We start from the raw sequence: 16,536 nt of genomic DNA, 5'->3' as shown, positions 1-16,536 counted from the left end.
CACGAAGTGCTTGGATATAGGTGACGGACGAGTGATCAAGGCCCGCCGCACAACTGAGAAGCGGAAGGGATCGTGATGCAGGACTTCACCGGCACAGACCAGGTCTCGGCAATGAACGAGACAACGCAACGGCGTGCGGAAATCTTCGACGAAGCCGACGCGGCGCAGATGCGCCGTGTGACCGAACTGCGCACGTCCGGAGCCATGATTCTCGATACGCTTGCCGACCAGCAGCATTCGCTGCTCACTCTCAACGAAGAGTCGGATGCCGACGACGTCGCGGAATCCTCTCGCTGGATTCACTACCCGTGGCGCCGCACCCTGGTGCATCTTCTCGGACCCGGCGGGTTCTGCCGTCTGCGTCTGGATCGCAACCGCAACAAGATCACCAACGAGGAACAACTCATTCTCTCGCGGCTTCGGGTCGGGATCGTCGGGCTCAGCGTCGGCAGTGCTATCGCGCATGCCCTCGCTCTCGAAGGCGTCGTCGGCTATATGCGTCTGGCGGACTTCGACGACCTCGACCTGTCCAACCTCAACCGTCTCTCGGCCACGGTCTTCGACCTCGGAGTCAACAAGGCAACACTCGCTCAACAACGAATCGCAGAACTGGACCCGTATCTCCCTGTCGATGCCTGGACAGAAGGCGTCGACGAAGCCACTATCGACGACTTCCTCGAAGGACTGGACCTGGTGATCGAGGAGTGCGACTCCTTCGACGTGAAAGTACTCGTTCGCGACCGGGCCCGGCAGCGTGGCATTCCTGTCATCATGGAAACCAGCGACCGCGGTCTCCTCGACGTCGAACGATTCGACCTCGAACCCGCCAGGCCACTCTTTCACGGCCTCGTCGGGGATCTCGACGCTGCCACCGTATCCGGGCTGAGCGTAAAGGAAAAAATTCCCTTCGGACTACGAATCCTAGAAGGGCGTGAGATTTCAGCCCGCATGGCCGCCTCGATCCTGGAAGTGGGCACCACCTTGGCCACCTGGCCTCAACTCGGCGGAGATGTTTTGCTCGGTGGGGCCTCTGTTGTCGCCGCGATCCGCCGATTCGGTCTCGGGGAGGCCCTCCCGTCAGGGAGAGTGCGCATCGATATCGGTGAGCACCTCGACCAACTGAGCGACCCGCACATTCCCCACGACTCGATCACCTCAGGAACGGGGGGCGGGTCGCGCCCGATCGATCTACGGGCACAGTACGACTCACTCTCCAATGAAGAAGCAGTCGCCTTTGCCGCTACACGCGCGCCCTCCGGAGGTAACGCGCAACCCTGGACCATTCACACGGACGACAATGCCCTCACCCTCCGTATCGACAAAACCCGCTCGTCGAGTGCGGACATCGAGTACCGCGGAAGTTTCGTCGCGCTCGGCGCCGCATTGCACAACGCCCGGGTCGCCGCTGCACACCGACATATCCTCGGAGACACAGTGATCACCGGCGACGGCCCGGCGACCTCCGTGCGAATCACATTCACTGCCGGCACCGACGTCTCCCTCACTCACCAACTCCCCGGAATGCTCGATCGACGCACACATCGCGGTATGCCTGAAACCGACTCGACCCCTTGCGATCTGACGGACGTCTCACATCTAGCGGCGAGCCTGACCTCCACGACGGCAGGAGTACATCTGATCCAGGACCGGGATACGATCGCACGGTTGGCCGAGAACATCAGTGCCACCGACCGCATCCGATTCCTCACCGACGCTCTGCACCGGGAGATGATCTCCGAGCTATGCTGGCCGCATTCACGCGACCTTACCCGTGGTATCGAGATCTCCAGTTTGGGCACTCCCACGGCAGAACTCGCCGCCCTCGAACTCCTGCGTCGCCCGGACGTCATGGAACAATTGAACGACTGGGATGCCGGGCAAGCGCTCCGAGCACAGACCCGCACACGTCTGAACTGCAGTGACGCCGTCGCCGTCATCACTCAGCAGGGTATTTCCGCAGCGGACTACATCCGCAGCGGAGTACTTGCCGAAGAGTTCTGGATACGCGCCCAATCGCTCGGTTACTCCTTGCACCCACTCACACCCGTGTCTCTCTACGCCACCGACGTAGACCAGCTCCGCACCCTCGCGCCGACCCGAGCCTGCGAGCTCACCGCACTGGCGGACGAGCTGACAAAACTCACGGCACTCCATACGGGTGAACATGCAGCCCTCATCGTGCGCATCTTCCGCACAGCGATCCCGGCCCCGGCGAGCCGTCGGGAGGCGTACTCTAGGCCGCATCGAGACAGAGAAGCGCGCGACCACCGATGGCTGAATTGGGCGGATGGTTGGCAGGGATGACTGTGTGGGTAACCGACGCCGGCGGAACCAACCTCAGAGATCGACATGCTCGTGACCGCAGCGTCCACTAACGCCACCGTTGCACGTAAAGCTGCTCATTTTTCTCGCGCGCTGCGGGCACAGTCCTATCCCGCTGCGCAGGATTAGAGTCGTCAAAAGGCAAAACTGCAGTCAGTCGTCGACCGGGGCAGGGATTGACTGCTCGATCAGGTCTCTTAGGGACGCAGGTCAGACGACGTTGTTGTCGATGGTGATGGGTTCGTTTTCGAGAGCGTCATCGTCGACGGGGATTGTCTGCTCGCCGCGATCGACATCTGATGTTGCATCGTGCGCTGCGTGCGGAATGGATGTCATGGCCGTTACTATCCTTTACGTAGTCGCGGGTGATTCGTTGAGTGTCCTGTCGCAGTGAGGCGCTGTGTGCTTCGAGTTCGAGCACTCGCCCGATGCCGACCAGATTGATGCGGTCTGCGATCAGTTCCGCGACGCGACCAAGTCGGATGACGCTGACCTGATCGCCGAAATCGACTCGGTCGTCGCCGACACCAACAAGAAAGTCTCCAACCCCGAGCAGATCAAGAAATACACGATCCTTGAGGTCGATTTCACCCAGGAGACCGACGAATTTACGCTGACGCTCAAGCTCAAGCGCAACACCACTCTCGAACAAAACCCCGAACTGCAAGAACATGCACTCCGACAAGCCGGCGCAATCCGCATCTTCACCGACTACAAATCCGGCTCCAAAATGCAGCGCCCCCAGCTCACCGAATGCCTGAACTACCTCCGCGACATGACGGTGAGATGTCCTCGTCGTCTGGAAACTCGACAGGCTCGGACGATCCGTCCGCCACGTCATCGACACCGTTCACAACCTCGGTGAACGCGGCATGGCGTTCCGTTCCCTCGCGGAAGGGTTCGACACCACCACCGCTGGCGGCGAATTCCTTTCCACCTCATGGCCGCGCTCACTCAAATGGAACGCCGCATGATCGTCGAACGCACCGAACGCGCTCGTGTGGCAGGACCCCATTTGGTGAGCCACTCGCTATCAGAGGGTCTGTCCAGAAAACGGTGTAATTGATTGGTTTCTAACTACTTTCGTCCGGCAGACAGCCGTCCGTCGAACGTTATCTCGAAGGCATTCAGTGCTGCCTTCCATCGGTTGGACCAGCGCCTGCGGGCGGTGCCTTTGGGATCGAGGCTCATGATGGCCAGATACACGCATTTCAAGGCCGCGGCCTCGGTCGGAAAGTGTCCACGGGCCTTGACAGCCCTGCGGATTCGAGCGTTGACACTCTCGATGGCGTTGGTCGTGTAAATGACCTGCCGGATGGCGTTGTCGAATTGTAGGAACGGCACGAACTCAGCCCAGGCGTTAGTCCAGAGCCTGATGATCGCGGGATAGCGTTTCTCCCATTTGTCACTGAACTCTGCGAATCGGTCGAGCGCGGCCTGCTCCGACGGAGCCGTGTAGACGGGTTTGAGGTCCTTGGCGATCTCGGACCAGTCCTTGCGGGAGGCATAGGCGTAGGTGTTACGGAGAAGATGGACCACACAAGTCTGCACGATGGTCTGTGGCCACACTTGCTCGATCGAGTCGGGTAGATGCTTGAGACCATCGCACACGACGATCAGAACATCTTGCACACCACGGTTTTTCAGCTCGGACAACACCCGAAGCCAGTACTTCGCTCCCTCCCCGTCGCCGTGCTCACCGACCCACAGTCCGAGGATGTCGCGGGTGCCGTCGACAGTCACCCCCATCGCGACGTAGATCGGCCGGTTAGCGACGTTGCCCTCGCGGATCTTGACGTGGATGCAGTCGATGAACAACACCGGGTACACAGGATCCAACGGCCGGTTCTGCCACTCGGCCATGCCTTCCATCACCCGCTCGGTGATCGTCGAGATCGTCTGCTTGGACACATCAGCTCCGTACACCTCGGCCAGGTGTGCAGCGATCTCACCGGTCGTCAAACCCTTGGCCGACAATGAGATCACCATGTCCTCCACGCCTGAGAGCCGACGCTGCCGCTTGGCCACGATCTTCGGCTCGAAGGAGGAATCCCGGTCACGGGGCACCTCGAGTTCGACCGGGCCGGCCTCGGTCAACACGTTCTTGGCTCGTCTGCCGTTGCGGGAGTTGCCGCTGCCCCTCCCTGCCGGGTCGCTCTTGCCGTATCCGAGGTGGTCGTCCATCTCGCCTTCGAGCGCGGACTCCACGACTAGCTTGGTCAGCTTCGACAGCAATCCACCATCTCCGGTCAACTGCAGCCCTTCGGCTCGCGCCTGCTCGACCAGCTCTTTGAGCCGCGCATCGCTGATACCCGGCTGAGCCGAGTTCGTCTCTGTCTCACGTTCAATCACGTCAGTCATAGTGGCGTATCTCCTTTCAGAGTTACACCGTTGTTCTTACAGTCCCCTATCAGAGAATCAATGCGTGTGAATACAGCTGGCAGCGTACTCATTTGGAGTTCGATACGCCAGCGATGAATGACGGTGCCGGTTGTTGTAGTCCTCCTTCCAGTCCTCGATGACCACCCGAGCTTCGAGGAGGCTGTGGAATTCGTTCATGTTCAGGCATTCGTCACGGACACGGTTGTTGAAGGACTCGATGTAGCCGTTTTTCCACGGCTGACCAGGTGGAACGTAGCCGATACCGACCTGATCCTCGCAGAACGTCCTCAGCGCCTCGGAGATGAACTCGGGCCCGTTGTCGCACCGCAGGACCTGCGGTGGGCCGCCCCAGAGCGCGAACGCCTTCTTCAACGCTGCGACGAGGTCCTCTGCCGGGATGGATCGCTCGACAATGTTCAGTACGGACTGGCGGGTGTGTTCGTCGACCATCGACGCGATCTTGAACTTCCGGCCCTCGGTGGTCGAGTCGAACTGAAAGTCGATCGCCCACACAACCTTCGGTGCATCTGCCTCGGTGATCGGAGTAGTCGAGGCGCCGGCCCGTTTACGTATCTTGCGGACGTTCACCCGCAGTCCTTCCTCGCGCCAGAGTCGCTGAACCTTCTTCTTGTTAATCACCCAGCCCGCGGCACGCAAGTCCGCCCATGCCCGCCGGAACCCTTTTCGCTGGTTGACTTTGGCCCAGTCCCGCAACCACTTCCGCAGATCGGCATCCGGATCGTCCGGGGTGTTTCTCGCAGGCTCTTTCCGTTGGGTCGATCGCGGTTGCCCGACGATTCTGCAGGCGAAACGCTGCGAGAGCCCCATTGTTTCCTGGAGCATCATCACGGCGTTTCGTTTGGCGGTCGGGCTCAGAATTTTCCCCGAGCAATCTCCTTGAGGGCAGCCTTTTCGAGCTCGGCTTCGGCGAGGAGCTTCTTGAGCAGGGCGTTCTCGTTCTTGAGTTCCTTGAACTCTTTGGCGTCGTCGGCTTTCATACCGCCGTACTGCTTGCGCCAGTTGTAGAGCGTCGGCACCGAGACGTCGAGTTGTCGGGCGATTTCCTCGACGTCGGCGCCTGTGGCGGCGAGTTCGTCGCCGTGGCGCAGTTTGCGGATGATCTGTTCGGGTGTGTGCCGTTTGCGTCCAGCCATGAGATGAAGCCTTTCATGCCCTTGATCAGGGCGGAAGGATTCTCATAACTTGCGGGTCACTTCACGGGGGTCATGCCAACTTGATCCGTGCCCCCAATAGTGCACCAGCTTTATGAGAGCTGAGGGTACGGTTGGATGTCTGCCCAGAGCTTCTCATACTCGATCGGGCTGATGTTGCCGAGATAACTGTGACGCCGTTCGCCATTGTGAAAATTGTCGATGTGATCGGCCATGGCTGCAGTCAACTCCAGCGTGGTCGACCACTTCTTCGTGTTCAGTAATTCCGTCTGCAACCGCCCCCAGAATGCCTCCATGACAGCATTATCGAAGCAATCACCGACCGTCCCGAATGACTCGAGAAGTCCCCACCTTCGCAGATTCTCGCCGAACCCCCATGACGTGAACTGGGGACCATGATCGGCATGCAAGATCGTTGCCTCCCAACGGATCCGTTCCTGCGCGGCCATGTTCACCGCATTGTTGACAAGTGCCGTATCGGCCGTCGTGGAAAAGGAACGACCCACGATCATTTTACTGAAACAGTCCAAAATTGCACAGCAGTAAACCTTTCCGTCACGAGCGGGATGCTCCGTAATATCCGTGAACCACAACTCGTTCGGCCGGCTTGCCGTGAAGCCGCGATTGACTCGGTCAGAGAGCTTGGTCTCAATAGGTCAACGCATCACCGACGATAACGGATCAGCCCCAGAAGATCGGATCGCCACCGTTTTCGATGTGATCGAGCAAATCCTGAACGTGAGGGCTCGGCGCCAAGAACTGGTAACGGTGAAATTTGAGGTTCCGGTCCCGCCAATACAGAGTCCACAGCCCGGTTTTCTTCGTGTAAGACAGGCGGGCGATCGGGAATCGCGTCCACTCCGGTCCGAAGTCCTCACGCCACGGCGGCCGGCATTCGCAGATCGTGACATGGCGCGGCGCGATGTCGCATTCGACCCGAATCTCATGACGCAGACGATCGGGAACTCTACTGGCGCAGTACTTCACGATACGGGCGACATCGAGTTCGGGGAGTCCGGTGGCAGCCATGACCATCATCATGCCAACCGCCGTTATGGCCAGCTTTGCTATCCAACTGCGGAGGAACCGAGCACCTGGTCTTCTCGTTGGCGTGGACTGTCCCAGTCGAGCACCCGACGAGGCCGATTGTTGAGTCTTACCGCGATCGAATTCAGGTCCTCCTGGCTGAAAGTGCGCAGGTCAGCGTTCTTGCGCAGGTACTGGCGCAGGAGCCCGTTCGTATTTTCGTTCGTCCCTCGTTGCCACGGATGATGCGGGGCGCAAAAGTAGATGGGCAGGTCGAGTGCTGCGGTGATGCGCTCGTGCGCGGCCATTTCCAGTCCCCGATCCCACGTCAACGACCGACGCAGATGCGCAGGCAACCGGCCCAGATAGGCGATCAAGGCGTCCGCAACCGTCTCGGCCCGGTACCCGTTCGGCAGTGCGACCACATGCACGGCGCGTGATTGCCGATCCACCAGCGTCGCGACCGCCGACGGGCGGGTGCCGAACACGAGATCACCTTCCAGATGTCCGGGCTCGCTACGAGCATCCGCTGCTGGGCTGCGGTGATCGATGGGGACCCTGTTCCGTATCTGCCCGCGCCCGTGGGAGCGTTTCTTCCCACGAGGCCGGCGGATCCGCCGATCGGTACGCAGTTCGTGAAATTTTGTGTCGTCGAATACTTGCCGCGACGGTATGTACAGGCAACGGTAAATCGTCTCGTGCGAAACCCACATCTGCGGATCGGACGGATACTCGCGCCGGAGCCAGGCGGAGATCTGCTGCGGTGACCACTGCTCACTCAGCTTCCCTGTGACAACCTCCCGCAGAAAATGCCTGGTAGAGAGAGTCGAGATTTGAGGGCGGCGCGCGCGGACATACGCTGCGGCATCCGCCGGGGTCGCCCGATAGTGTTCGCGGCCGCCGTTGCGGGCGATCTCCCGTGCGATCGTGGACGGGGATCTTCCGAGTTTGTCGGCGATCGTCCGAGCGCTGTCACCGGCGGCGATCCCACGGGAAATCTCTTCACGCTCCCCGGCCGTGAGATGAGATGCTCGCCGACGACGTGGGAGCGGCCGGATACCGCCGGATTTACGCAGGAACCGGCCGATCTGAGGGACACTCTCCCCGAGGACCCGCCCGGTCGCACTCAGCGAATCACCGCGACGCCACATCTCCCAGATCGTGTTCTCTTGATCCACAGTGAACCCGAGTTCTCTTGATCCACAGTGAACCCGAGCGCCTTGTTGCCCATCCATGCCTCCACGATCACGCATCATGTCACCAGCAGTGATGCGTTGACGTATTGAGAGCAAGATCGGTATTCGACGCTTCTGCGAAACATGCGTATCCTCAGCTCATGCAGAGGGGCGAGGTGTCGAGAACTCGTGTCGAGAACTCGTGTCGAAAATCTATGTCGAATAACCTTGCAGACTTTTCCTTTTCGACAAAGAGGTTTGTTTCAGGCTGCCCACCAGGCGATGCCGATGGCGATGAGGATGCAGCCGAGAATGAGGGCAGGTTCGACTGGTACGCCGAGCCGTTCGTGCATGCGTTGTCGTCGGTTGGTGCGAGGCGGTGAGGGGGTCATGGGGTGGGGGCGGGTTGGAGTGTGGCTTCGATTCGGGTGAGGCGCTCTTCGAGGACTCCGGTGATAGCGAGCAGCCCGAGCAGGGTGGGTTCGGTGATGTCGCTGCCCTGCTGCGCGTGATTGAGCAGCGTCGTGCGCAGGAGTGAACACATGGGGGCGTCGTCGCTGATGGGGAGTTGCTCGAGTTTGGCGGTCAGACGCTCGTCGGGAGAGGCCATGGTAGCTCCTGCACGTGTGGATCATGCAGGCCGAACGAAAGGGGCGACTGCCTGCGCGGTGGTAACGGGTGGTGCGCTGGAACCGAGGCGGAGAGCAGCGCACCACAGGGGGTGATGTTACTGCGTCATTGCTGGGCGGTCGGTACGCGGGAGGTAAGTGACGGCGCACCCATGGGCGCGATGAACTAACTCGGGTACCGCTCGGGTACCGTCACCTGCCGACGGCGAGGACTCCTCGGTAGTTCAATGCTCAAGTAGCTGTAACTGTGCGAAGACTGGTAACCGGGGTGGGCGCCACGTAAATTTTCGGGGGGCGGCATCACCCGGTCCCCAACGGGGATGGCGAACGCTCCGCCGGTAGCCACCCGTGGTCTATCGGCGGGCGAGCCGTCCTACAGGTTCCGGCGCGTGGACTGCGATTCGCTGCCCGGTGGTCAGCGCGGGTTGGGGGTGCGCCACAGCGTCGGGGTATCGCCGTCGTCGGTGTTGGCGAGGGCCCGGATTCCGTCGGCGTCCTGGACGAGGATGTCCGCGAAGTCCCGTCTATGGGTGTCGTCGAGTCCGTCGGGAAGGTTCGCGCCGCTGGTGACGGATGCTGCGGCGCCGTCGAGGTAGCGGGCGATGCGCAGAAGCAGCGGGCGTGGGGTCGGGACGAGGAAAGCACCCGCGTCGGCGGTGATCATGCCGAGCGTCGAGAGCAGGGACAGGCCGGCGACCGCTTCTTTGTCGTCGAGGTTGATGTGGGCGACTTTCAAGGCTTCGGCCAGTGCTGCGGTGGTCAGGCCGACGGCGGCGACGGGCATGGAGATGGTGCGTTCGAATTCGATCAGGTCGGCGCCGGGGGCTTCGTCGGAGAGTGACACCGCGATGGACTGCGCAAACGCGATCAGGCGTTCGTCGGTGAAGTCTCTTTGTGCGGTCTGGCGGGTGACTCTCATCAGGGTCGCGTATTCGGTGAGTTTGTCGTCGAGGATTGTGCGGGCTTCGGTGTCGGTGATCGTGAGCCCGAGGTCGAGGAGGGCGGCCCTGAATTCGGTGGATCGGGTGTGGAGCCAGGTGGGCCGAGGACTCATCGCTGCTCCTGTGAGGTTGAGGCCGTGGTTGTTGAGGTGAGCTTAGATCTGCCGTACATCACGGGAGGGACGCGGCTGCCGAAACATGCTGGGTGATGGCAGATCAGTGGAATCGTGTGCGCTACATGTTCCTTCCCCGTCGCCGCCCTGGAATTGCAGCTCCGAAGTGTCAGGACTGGACAGACTTTCTCTGGGTGTGACATCAGTTGTCGAGTATTTCGCGGCATTGTTCCGGGGTGTTGCCTTGCCGTAGGCAATCCGACCACAGGACCTGAGGGTGATTCGGCGGATTCGTTGCCGTCGGCGTGTTTGTCGTGGTCCGAGGAGTGCCAGCTGTTGTCGGTGCATCGGTCATTCCGGCTGCGGCCCGAGGATCGGGGAAGGTCATTCCCAGTGAGTTGGTGCATGTGGTTCCGTCGCAGGATCCTCCGTTGGCGGTGATTTCGCTGACCCGGTTGATCGCTGCGGGGCCGGCGCATTCGTCCGTCCAACCGTAGGTTCCGTCCGTGAACGCGGTGTTCGGACCGGGCGAAGTGCAGTAGTCGATGTACTTGGTCACCACCGGCGTTGGCGTGTCGATGAATGTTGCCGCCGCGGTGGGCGATTCGACGATGGTTTCCGTTGTGGTCTCCGCCGTCGTGGCACTGGAAACCGGTGTGAGTGCCACTGACGAGCTCGGTGTCGTGGCGCTCGCAGTTGTTCTCTCACTTGAGGCAGGTTCGGTAGACGAGCCTGGCCGAGGTGTACGGAGCTGATGTGTCCAAGCAGACGATCTCGACGATCACCGAGCGGGTGATGGAAGGCATGGCCGAGTGGCAGAACCGGCCGTTGGATCCTGTGTACCCGGTGTTGTTCATCGACTGCATCCACGTCAAGATCCGCGAGGGCAACGTCGCTAACCGGCCGATCTACGTCGCGATGGGGGTGACTGTCGACGGCACCCGCGACATCCTCGGACTGTGGGTCGGTGAGCACGGCGACGGGGAGGGAGCGAAGTACTGGCTTCGGGTGTTGTCCGAGCTGAAAAACCGTGGTGTGCAAGATGTTTTGATCGTCGTGTGCGACGGTCTCAAGCATCTACCCGACTCGATCGAGCAAGTGTGGCCACAGACCATCGTGCAGACTTGTGTGGTCCATCTTCTCCGTAACACCTACGCCTATGCCTCCCGCAAGGACTGGTCCGAGATCGCCAAGGACCTCAAACCCGTCTACACGGCGCCGTCGGAGCAGGCCGCGCTCGACCGATTCGCAGAGTTCAGTGACAAATGGGAGAAACGCTATCCCGCGATCATCAGGCTCTGGACTAACGCCTGGGCTGAGTTCGTGCCGTTCCTACAATTCGACAACGCCATCCGGCAGGTCATTTACACGACCAACGCCATCGAAAGTGTCAACGCCCGAATCCGCAGGGCTGTCAAGGCCCGTGGACACTTTCCGACCGAGGCCGCGGCCTTGAAATGCGTGTATCTGGCCATCATGAGCCTCGATCCCAAAGGCACCGCCCGCAGGCGCTGGTCCAACCGATGGAAGGCAGCACTGAATGCCTTCGAGATAACGTTCGACGGACGGCTGTCTGCCGGACGAAAGTAGTTAGAAACCAATCAATTACACCGTTTTCTGGACAGACCCCATCGACCTCGAAACCCGTATCGAGGACGCGGTTACGGCGCAGTTGGTAGGCGCACTCACGCCCGCCTGCGTGATACGACGACCACCGAATCAGATTACGACTGCTTAAGGATCGATGCCTTCAGAAGAGGTGTCGCTCCGACTGTCTCGGAGGTAGCGGTGGATGGTCTGTGCCGCGCTGGCAAGGGTATTTACCTGCTCCTGTTCGAGCCGTTCGCTGGTCAGCGCCTTCAGAACCAATGATGTCAGCGTGTCTTCCGCAATTACAGAGAAGGCTCGTTCCCCGGTTCGAAAGTCGGGGCCGACGTTGGTTGCTGCGTGCCGCCGCATCTGTCGAACAGCTTCGTAGTGTTCGGCAGGCAGTCGCTTGTCTATTTCCGTCTCTGCGAGAGAGACCCTCTCGAGGAGAGTCTGATCGACGGCCTTCGGGCGAGTCACCTTCTTGGCGTGCCGGCAGAAATCTCTTGCAGCAGTGAGCAATCGATCCGCAGCGATCGGGAGTTCAGGCAGTGTTGTGTCCTGTTGTATTTCTATGTCATGGACCGCGACCGCGTACCGCGCCATAGCCAGAGCATGGAGTGCACTGTGCTCATATACACGGAGGAACGTCCATGCTTTCACCGGCGAGATTGCGGCGTACAGCCTCTCGGCGTCGGGAAGCCGAAGTTCGCTGTCACCGACGTCAACGACGGCTGCCGACGGATTCTTGCTGGAGTTCTCGTATTCCTCGAGTAGCGCGTCGTTCATCTCTTTCAGCGTGATCAGGGCTTCGGCATCTGTACGCGCGTCGCGTCCCCGCTCATCGTCTCCGTACAGGTGTCGTAGTCGTTTCACTACATCGGGGATGCCGTCCGGGAAGTACTGTTCGATCAGCCCCTGATGAGAGGGGTGCGTGGAGAACGCCCAGTCTGCGGCGCACAAGCGCTGCACGATGCTGGTCAGATCGTGGTAGCGGACAAGGTCGTTTGCGTCGGTGCCTGGACCGGGTTTCCTCGTCGTCAGAAGAAATTGGGCGATGTCTCGGAGATTGCCGATCGATTCCTCACGGTCATCTCGTATCAGAGCAGAGGCTCGATCGGCATGAAAACGTGAGACTGTCGCTGTGACGGGCAAGGCCAGTGTGCTCGCCAATTCCGCTTCTCGGCGTTTCCATGTCTCGACCAGATGCAAGAAACGATCGGTCTTGTCGGGATTGTCGATGTACACACGTGACCGCCGGACCGCTGCCCAGGCGGCGGCCCGTGCGCAGAGCATCTGTTCGTGTCGAAGGCGCTTCGAGCGCGATCGATTCGGACTGCTCGCTGCGACCTTGTAGCCGGATTCGGCAACTTTGTATGCCCGGCTCAGGACCTTGTCCGACCGGCCCGAGTTACGGAGCAACTTCTCTGCAAGATGCTGCGCAAGGATCACCTGTTCGGCGTCGTCGCCATATCTCTGTGCCCGTTCGAGTGCCCGTTCCAGAACCTCGCTGCTCGAATCGGTGTTCCATACGCGCGTGTAGGGATCGCCGACTGCCTTCTTGGCTGTGATCACATAGGACTCCAGCGCCGAGGGAATCGGACGTTCCCGGGAGACGAGGTAGGACCGGGTGCGCTCCAAGGCTTCGTCGACCGATGAGAACTTTCGATACAGGCTGGCGCGGCTGTGCGCGAGCGGGGTTTGCCCCTTCGGCGTACGCACCTCCTCGTTGTAGGTCGTGATCCACTCACCGAGCTCACGCATGGAGACGCCACGTTGCGGCGCCGATATCCGATCCATGCACCACGCGACTGCTTCGAAGTACTCGTTCATCGGCACCCCTGGCTCTCTTGTACAACCGATACTCGTCTCGTGAGTCAGTGTCTCATGAGACTCTCCATGGAAACTCGTCTCATGATACATGTATCAGGAACTTTATTGCGTCTACCTGCATTTATGCTATTGACATACTTCAAAATTCTATGTTCTATGTGAGTCATTGGTCTTACAGTTTCGGCAACCAGGCTGAATCAGTGGACGCGAGCGTCCGGGCCGATCACTCCCACAGGAGGAACAATGAGAAAAAACATGCGACAAGCAATAGCCGGCATGGTGGGCGGTCTCGCACTCGTGAGCGGGCTTCTGATCGGAACCGCAGGCGAAGCGGCCGCCGCACCGGCTGCGAAAGCATGGACCAACTGCGGCCCTCAGACGTGCACCACCTACTTCACCAAGGCTCAGACCAAGGCGTTCGACAACTACTTCGACAGCGTGGCCGGGACAACCGGAAAGGTCGCCGAAAGCGTCTTCTGCGGCGCACTCGGAGGCTTGTTCGGGAAAGGAACCGGAATCGTCGCGAGCGGCGTATGTGGAGTTGTCGGATTGCCGGATTACGGGGTTTCGGCGTGGATAGATTCCGCAAGTAAGGCGGCATCCGCCAATGGTTGCCTCCAGGTGGAGAAGCCCCGCAAGGGGATCGGCGCCTACAAACCCGGCTACACCACACACCCGTCCTACTGCCGAGGGTGACCTGCTGGGAGGCCGGATGTACACGACCTCCCAGGAAGCTGAGCGAGATGCCTGTGCGAAAGGGGTCCGTGTCGAACATTCGACACGGACCCCTTCCTCATGTCAACGGAGTGCTTGAGAATGACACCGTAGCGACGCAGCAATGCCGATCCTGGCCTCGATGGTCGAACCGGCAGGCTTGCAACACGAACTGGGGTGGTTCGTCGGCAGCGGACACCACCACGATGCCCGAGTGCGACCATCTGCGAACGTCCACATGGGATTCGAGTGGAACCTACGACCCGTCCGACGTCGAGGTAGAGGCCGACGCCGAGGTAGAGGCCGCGACGCTCGCTCTCATCGATTCCCCACGTCCAAGAGCCAGTGCATGGAGTTCGAGATCGGTGGCAGCGCGAAAAGCCGCACAAGCCAACGATGTTCGATCTCCGCGAGTCTTGACTCTGTGGAAGTGAGTCGGCAGGGAAGAAGACCGTCGAATTCCTGTACGCCGAGATCGACACCTACATGCGAGAAACTGCAGGCGTCGGGGTCAGTGCTCGTCGTAGTGATCGCCGTGGGGTGCGTGGCGGTGGCCGTCGTGAACATAGTCCACGTGGTCGTCATGCGGGATAGCTTCATGGCCGCAGTTTTCACCGTGTACGTGGTCGGGATGCGTATGGGTCTTGTGGTCATCACTCATTGGGTAAATATATGCGTACTTATGCATTGATACAAGGGTGTGTCGTTGCGCGTTCGACATCGGAACTGATCCGGTAACAGACCGCTCGGCGTGCGTGTCGACTCGATGGACCGACTTCCCGCCGGTTCTCACAGTGTTGGGAGTGCGGCGGCTTCTCGTTCGGTGCGTGCCAACTCGATGTTCGCGTATAGCGCCGATCGCTTCAAACCTGTGTTCCGGCAGAGTGTTTCGATCTTGAATTGTCCGGTCTCGTACGTTTGCAACAGGTATGCACGCTCTTCCGGTGTGAGCTTGTGCTGACGGCCTTTCATCTTGCCGGCTGCCGCGGCCGCCGCAACAGCATCCTTTGTCCTCGACCGGATCAGGTCTGATTCGAATTCGGCCATCAATCCGAGGACACCGATGAACATTTTTCCCATCGGATCTGCTGGGTCGTAAATCTTCCCGTCGATCGACAAGGCAACACCTTTGGCAGCGAGTCGTCCCACCGTCTCGTGGAGATCCTTCGCGGACCGGGAGAGCCTGTCGAGTTTGGTCACACAGAAGACGTCGCCTTCACGGGCCGCGTTGATCGCATTGTCGAGTCCGGGCCGCTGAGTCTGCCGGCCACTGATTCCGTGATCGACGTAGACCCGGTCGCGATCGACGCCTTCATTGGCGAGAAGTCTGACCTGAATCGACGAATCCTGAGCCGCCGTACTAACCCGTGCGTAGCCGATCTTCATTCCACTCCCGATTTTCGCCGTTCACGACGTCCCGGACACAAACTGTCCGCTAGAAACTATGCCATATCGGACCGATCCAACGGACACATATACCGGACAAGATTGAGAGAATTTCGCCACGTCAACTTCACGCAGAAGCTCGTTTGCGATCGTCCGGTATGACGATGGTCAAAACGCACACCCAAGCCCGCAGAAACGATCTGAGGGTGATTGAGTTGGCAGGCTCTCGTGAGCAATCAGAAACCACTCGGCGGGGGTGCGTGTCGTCGTGCTTGTAGGTGAACGTATGACGCGTTGGGCAGCCGCCGATGAACCGTGTCGACGCCGCTGGCGTCGCGATCGACATGGTTCCACCTGCCGATCACACCTACCACCATGCTCGCTGAAATTCTCGATTACGAGCCAGCTGATCGGGAGGACTTCACCATGCGCGGACTCGCCGCGTCTTCCGCTGCGGTGAAGGGGGACAATTCGGTGCGGCCGCCCGCACGGTCGGCGAGATACCTGGACTGGCCTGGCCAGAAGTTCTCGTCGTCGGGGTCAGTGATCAGCATCGGTGTGGTGATCCGTGCCGCGTCGTCGTCGGTGAGGGTGTATCCGGTGGACCTCGGCGAGTACCAGTCACTGACCGTGCTCGTCATGGCCGCCACTGTCCACTTTTTGGGGTGAACCTCAGTGGAGCATCCCGACCATGAGGTCGGTGATCATCCATGCCCAGGTCCCGCCCCATGCCCCGCAAAGGAATTCACAACGACTGAATCAGTGCATTCAAGATAGGCCGTTAGACATTCCGCACTAAATTACGGCACCACGACGGCGAGGGTCTCGGCGACACACACGGGCTTGTCGCCGCCTTCGGCCTCGATGGTGACCCGCATGGTCACCAGGAAGCCGAGGGAGTTTGCGTCGACCCCCAGCAGTTCCGCGTTGGCGCGCACCCTCGTGCTAACCCGCAGCGCGCTAGGGAAGCGGACCTTGTTGCACCCGTAGTTGATGCCCATCTTCACGCCCTTGAGATGGTAGATCTCTGAGGTCAGCATCGGCAGCAGTGACAGAGTGAGGAACCCGTGTGCGATGGTGCCGCCGAACGGTCCGGCCGCGGCCTTCTCTTCGTCGATGTGAATCCACTGGTGATCGCCGGTGGCGTCGGCGAACCGATTGACTTGCTCTTGCGAGATCGTGTGCCATTCGCTGGAACCAAGGTTCTGCCCGGCTGCGTTCTTCAATTCGTCGATACCGTGAAATGCCTGCATGAA

Annotated in this window: 17 protein-coding genes and 3 pseudogenes; 5 read left to right on the top strand and 15 right to left on the bottom strand. The window is 60.2% G+C overall.

Going from position 1 to position 16,536, the window contains the following annotated elements:
• Positions 1 to 111 precede the first annotated feature (111 nt).
• Positions 112 to 2,304 (top strand): Rv1355c family protein, encoded by a 2,193-nt coding sequence (locus tag EHW12_RS33405; RefSeq protein ID WP_082920565.1) that lies wholly within the window; start codon positions 112 to 114, stop codon positions 2,302 to 2,304.
• A gap of 228 nt (positions 2,305 to 2,532) precedes the next feature.
• On the opposite strand, the gene EHW12_RS35995 is transcribed toward EHW12_RS33405, so the two are convergent.
• Positions 2,533 to 2,658: a hypothetical protein gene (locus EHW12_RS35995; protein WP_256670359.1), complete on the bottom strand. Its 126-nt coding sequence runs from the start codon at positions 2,656 to 2,658 to the stop codon at positions 2,533 to 2,535.
• A 148-nt stretch (positions 2,659 to 2,806) separates the two neighbouring features.
• Between EHW12_RS35995 and EHW12_RS35990 the strand changes: the two are divergent.
• Positions 2,807 to 3,187, top strand: a pseudogene (locus EHW12_RS35990) (recombinase family protein); the annotation flags it as partial.
• Positions 3,162 to 3,296 carry a hypothetical protein gene (locus EHW12_RS35985; RefSeq protein WP_265155426.1) on the top strand — a complete coding sequence of 45 codons (135 nt, stop codon included), beginning with the start codon at positions 3,162 to 3,164 and terminating at the stop codon, positions 3,294 to 3,296. The pseudogene EHW12_RS35990 and the gene EHW12_RS35985, both read left to right, overlap by 26 nt.
• A gap of 103 nt (positions 3,297 to 3,399) precedes the next feature.
• On the opposite strand, the gene EHW12_RS33395 is transcribed toward EHW12_RS35985, so the two are convergent.
• The 9 genes and pseudogenes from EHW12_RS33395 to EHW12_RS33360 form a co-directional block, all read right to left on the bottom strand.
• Positions 3,400 to 4,683: an IS256 family transposase gene (locus EHW12_RS33395; RefSeq protein WP_075832375.1), complete on the bottom strand. Its 1,284-nt coding sequence runs from the start codon at positions 4,681 to 4,683 to the stop codon at positions 3,400 to 3,402.
• 57 nt (positions 4,684 to 4,740) lie between these two features.
• Positions 4,741 to 5,724 carry an IS3 family transposase gene (locus tag EHW12_RS33390; RefSeq protein WP_241064820.1) on the bottom strand — a complete coding sequence of 328 codons (984 nt, stop codon included), beginning with the start codon at positions 5,722 to 5,724 and terminating at the stop codon, positions 4,741 to 4,743.
• Positions 5,691 to 5,858: pseudogene (locus EHW12_RS35685) on the bottom strand (transposase); the annotation flags it as partial. The pseudogene EHW12_RS35685 and the gene EHW12_RS33390, both read right to left, overlap by 34 nt.
• Before the next feature lie 110 nt (positions 5,859 to 5,968).
• Positions 5,969 to 6,529: an IS3 family transposase gene (locus tag EHW12_RS33385; protein ID WP_125053474.1), complete on the bottom strand. Its 561-nt coding sequence runs from the start codon at positions 6,527 to 6,529 to the stop codon at positions 5,969 to 5,971.
• 28 nt (positions 6,530 to 6,557) lie between these two features.
• Positions 6,558 to 6,905 carry a DUF3024 domain-containing protein gene (locus EHW12_RS33380; protein ID WP_125053472.1) on the bottom strand — a complete coding sequence of 116 codons (348 nt, stop codon included), beginning with the start codon at positions 6,903 to 6,905 and terminating at the stop codon, positions 6,558 to 6,560.
• Between the two features lie 38 nt (positions 6,906 to 6,943).
• Positions 6,944 to 8,137 (bottom strand): IS30 family transposase, encoded by a 1,194-nt coding sequence (locus EHW12_RS33375; protein ID WP_125053470.1) that lies wholly within the window; start codon positions 8,135 to 8,137, stop codon positions 6,944 to 6,946.
• Between the two features lie 328 nt (positions 8,138 to 8,465).
• The gene (locus tag EHW12_RS33370; RefSeq protein ID WP_125053468.1) at positions 8,466 to 8,687 is read right to left on the bottom strand and encodes a hypothetical protein; all 222 of its coding nucleotides are present in this window, start codon (positions 8,685 to 8,687) and stop codon (positions 8,466 to 8,468) included.
• A 434-nt stretch (positions 8,688 to 9,121) separates the two neighbouring features.
• On the bottom strand, positions 9,122 to 9,760 hold the full coding sequence (locus tag EHW12_RS33365) for a hypothetical protein (RefSeq protein ID WP_125053466.1): 639 nt from the start codon (positions 9,758 to 9,760) through the stop codon (positions 9,122 to 9,124).
• A gap of 202 nt (positions 9,761 to 9,962) precedes the next feature.
• The gene (locus EHW12_RS33360) at positions 9,963 to 10,427 is read right to left on the bottom strand and encodes a hypothetical protein (RefSeq protein ID WP_125053464.1); all 465 of its coding nucleotides are present in this window, start codon (positions 10,425 to 10,427) and stop codon (positions 9,963 to 9,965) included.
• 68 nt (positions 10,428 to 10,495) lie between these two features.
• On the opposite strand from EHW12_RS33360, the pseudogene EHW12_RS33355 reads away from it, so the two are divergent.
• Positions 10,496 to 11,350 (top strand): annotated as a pseudogene (locus EHW12_RS33355) (IS256 family transposase); the annotation flags it as partial.
• A 144-nt stretch (positions 11,351 to 11,494) separates the two neighbouring features.
• Here EHW12_RS33355 and EHW12_RS33350 read toward each other — a convergent pair.
• Positions 11,495 to 13,180, bottom strand: a complete 1,686-nt coding sequence (locus tag EHW12_RS33350) for a hypothetical protein (protein ID WP_125053462.1) — start codon at positions 13,178 to 13,180, stop codon at positions 11,495 to 11,497.
• 243 nt (positions 13,181 to 13,423) lie between these two features.
• Here EHW12_RS33350 and EHW12_RS33345 point away from each other — a divergent pair, with 243 nt between their 5' ends.
• Positions 13,424 to 13,876 carry a hypothetical protein gene (locus EHW12_RS33345; RefSeq protein WP_125053460.1) on the top strand — a complete coding sequence of 151 codons (453 nt, stop codon included), beginning with the start codon at positions 13,424 to 13,426 and terminating at the stop codon, positions 13,874 to 13,876.
• A 529-nt stretch (positions 13,877 to 14,405) separates the two neighbouring features.
• On the opposite strand, the gene EHW12_RS33340 is transcribed toward EHW12_RS33345, so the two are convergent.
• From EHW12_RS33340 to EHW12_RS33325, 4 genes are all read right to left on the bottom strand, one after another.
• Positions 14,406 to 14,555, bottom strand: coding sequence for a zinc transporter permease (locus tag EHW12_RS33340; protein ID WP_125053458.1), 150 nt, complete (start codon positions 14,553 to 14,555; stop codon positions 14,406 to 14,408).
• Positions 14,556 to 14,683: 128 nt separating this feature from the next.
• Positions 14,684 to 15,280, bottom strand: coding sequence for a recombinase family protein (locus EHW12_RS33335; protein WP_125053456.1), 597 nt, complete (start codon positions 15,278 to 15,280; stop codon positions 14,684 to 14,686).
• Positions 15,281 to 15,675: 395 nt separating this feature from the next.
• Positions 15,676 to 15,921, bottom strand: a complete 246-nt coding sequence (locus tag EHW12_RS33330) for a hypothetical protein (RefSeq protein ID WP_241199237.1) — start codon at positions 15,919 to 15,921, stop codon at positions 15,676 to 15,678.
• 159 nt (positions 15,922 to 16,080) lie between these two features.
• Positions 16,081 to 16,533, bottom strand: coding sequence for a MaoC family dehydratase (locus EHW12_RS33325; RefSeq protein WP_125053454.1), 453 nt, complete (start codon positions 16,531 to 16,533; stop codon positions 16,081 to 16,083).
• Positions 16,534 to 16,536 lie beyond the last annotated feature (3 nt).

The sequence above is a fragment of the Rhodococcus sp. NJ-530 genome (assembly GCF_003860625.1).
Classification (GTDB): Bacteria; Actinomycetota; Actinomycetes; order Mycobacteriales; family Mycobacteriaceae; genus Rhodococcus_F; species Rhodococcus_F qingshengii.
This window is presented reverse-complemented; position numbering and strand designations above follow the sequence as displayed.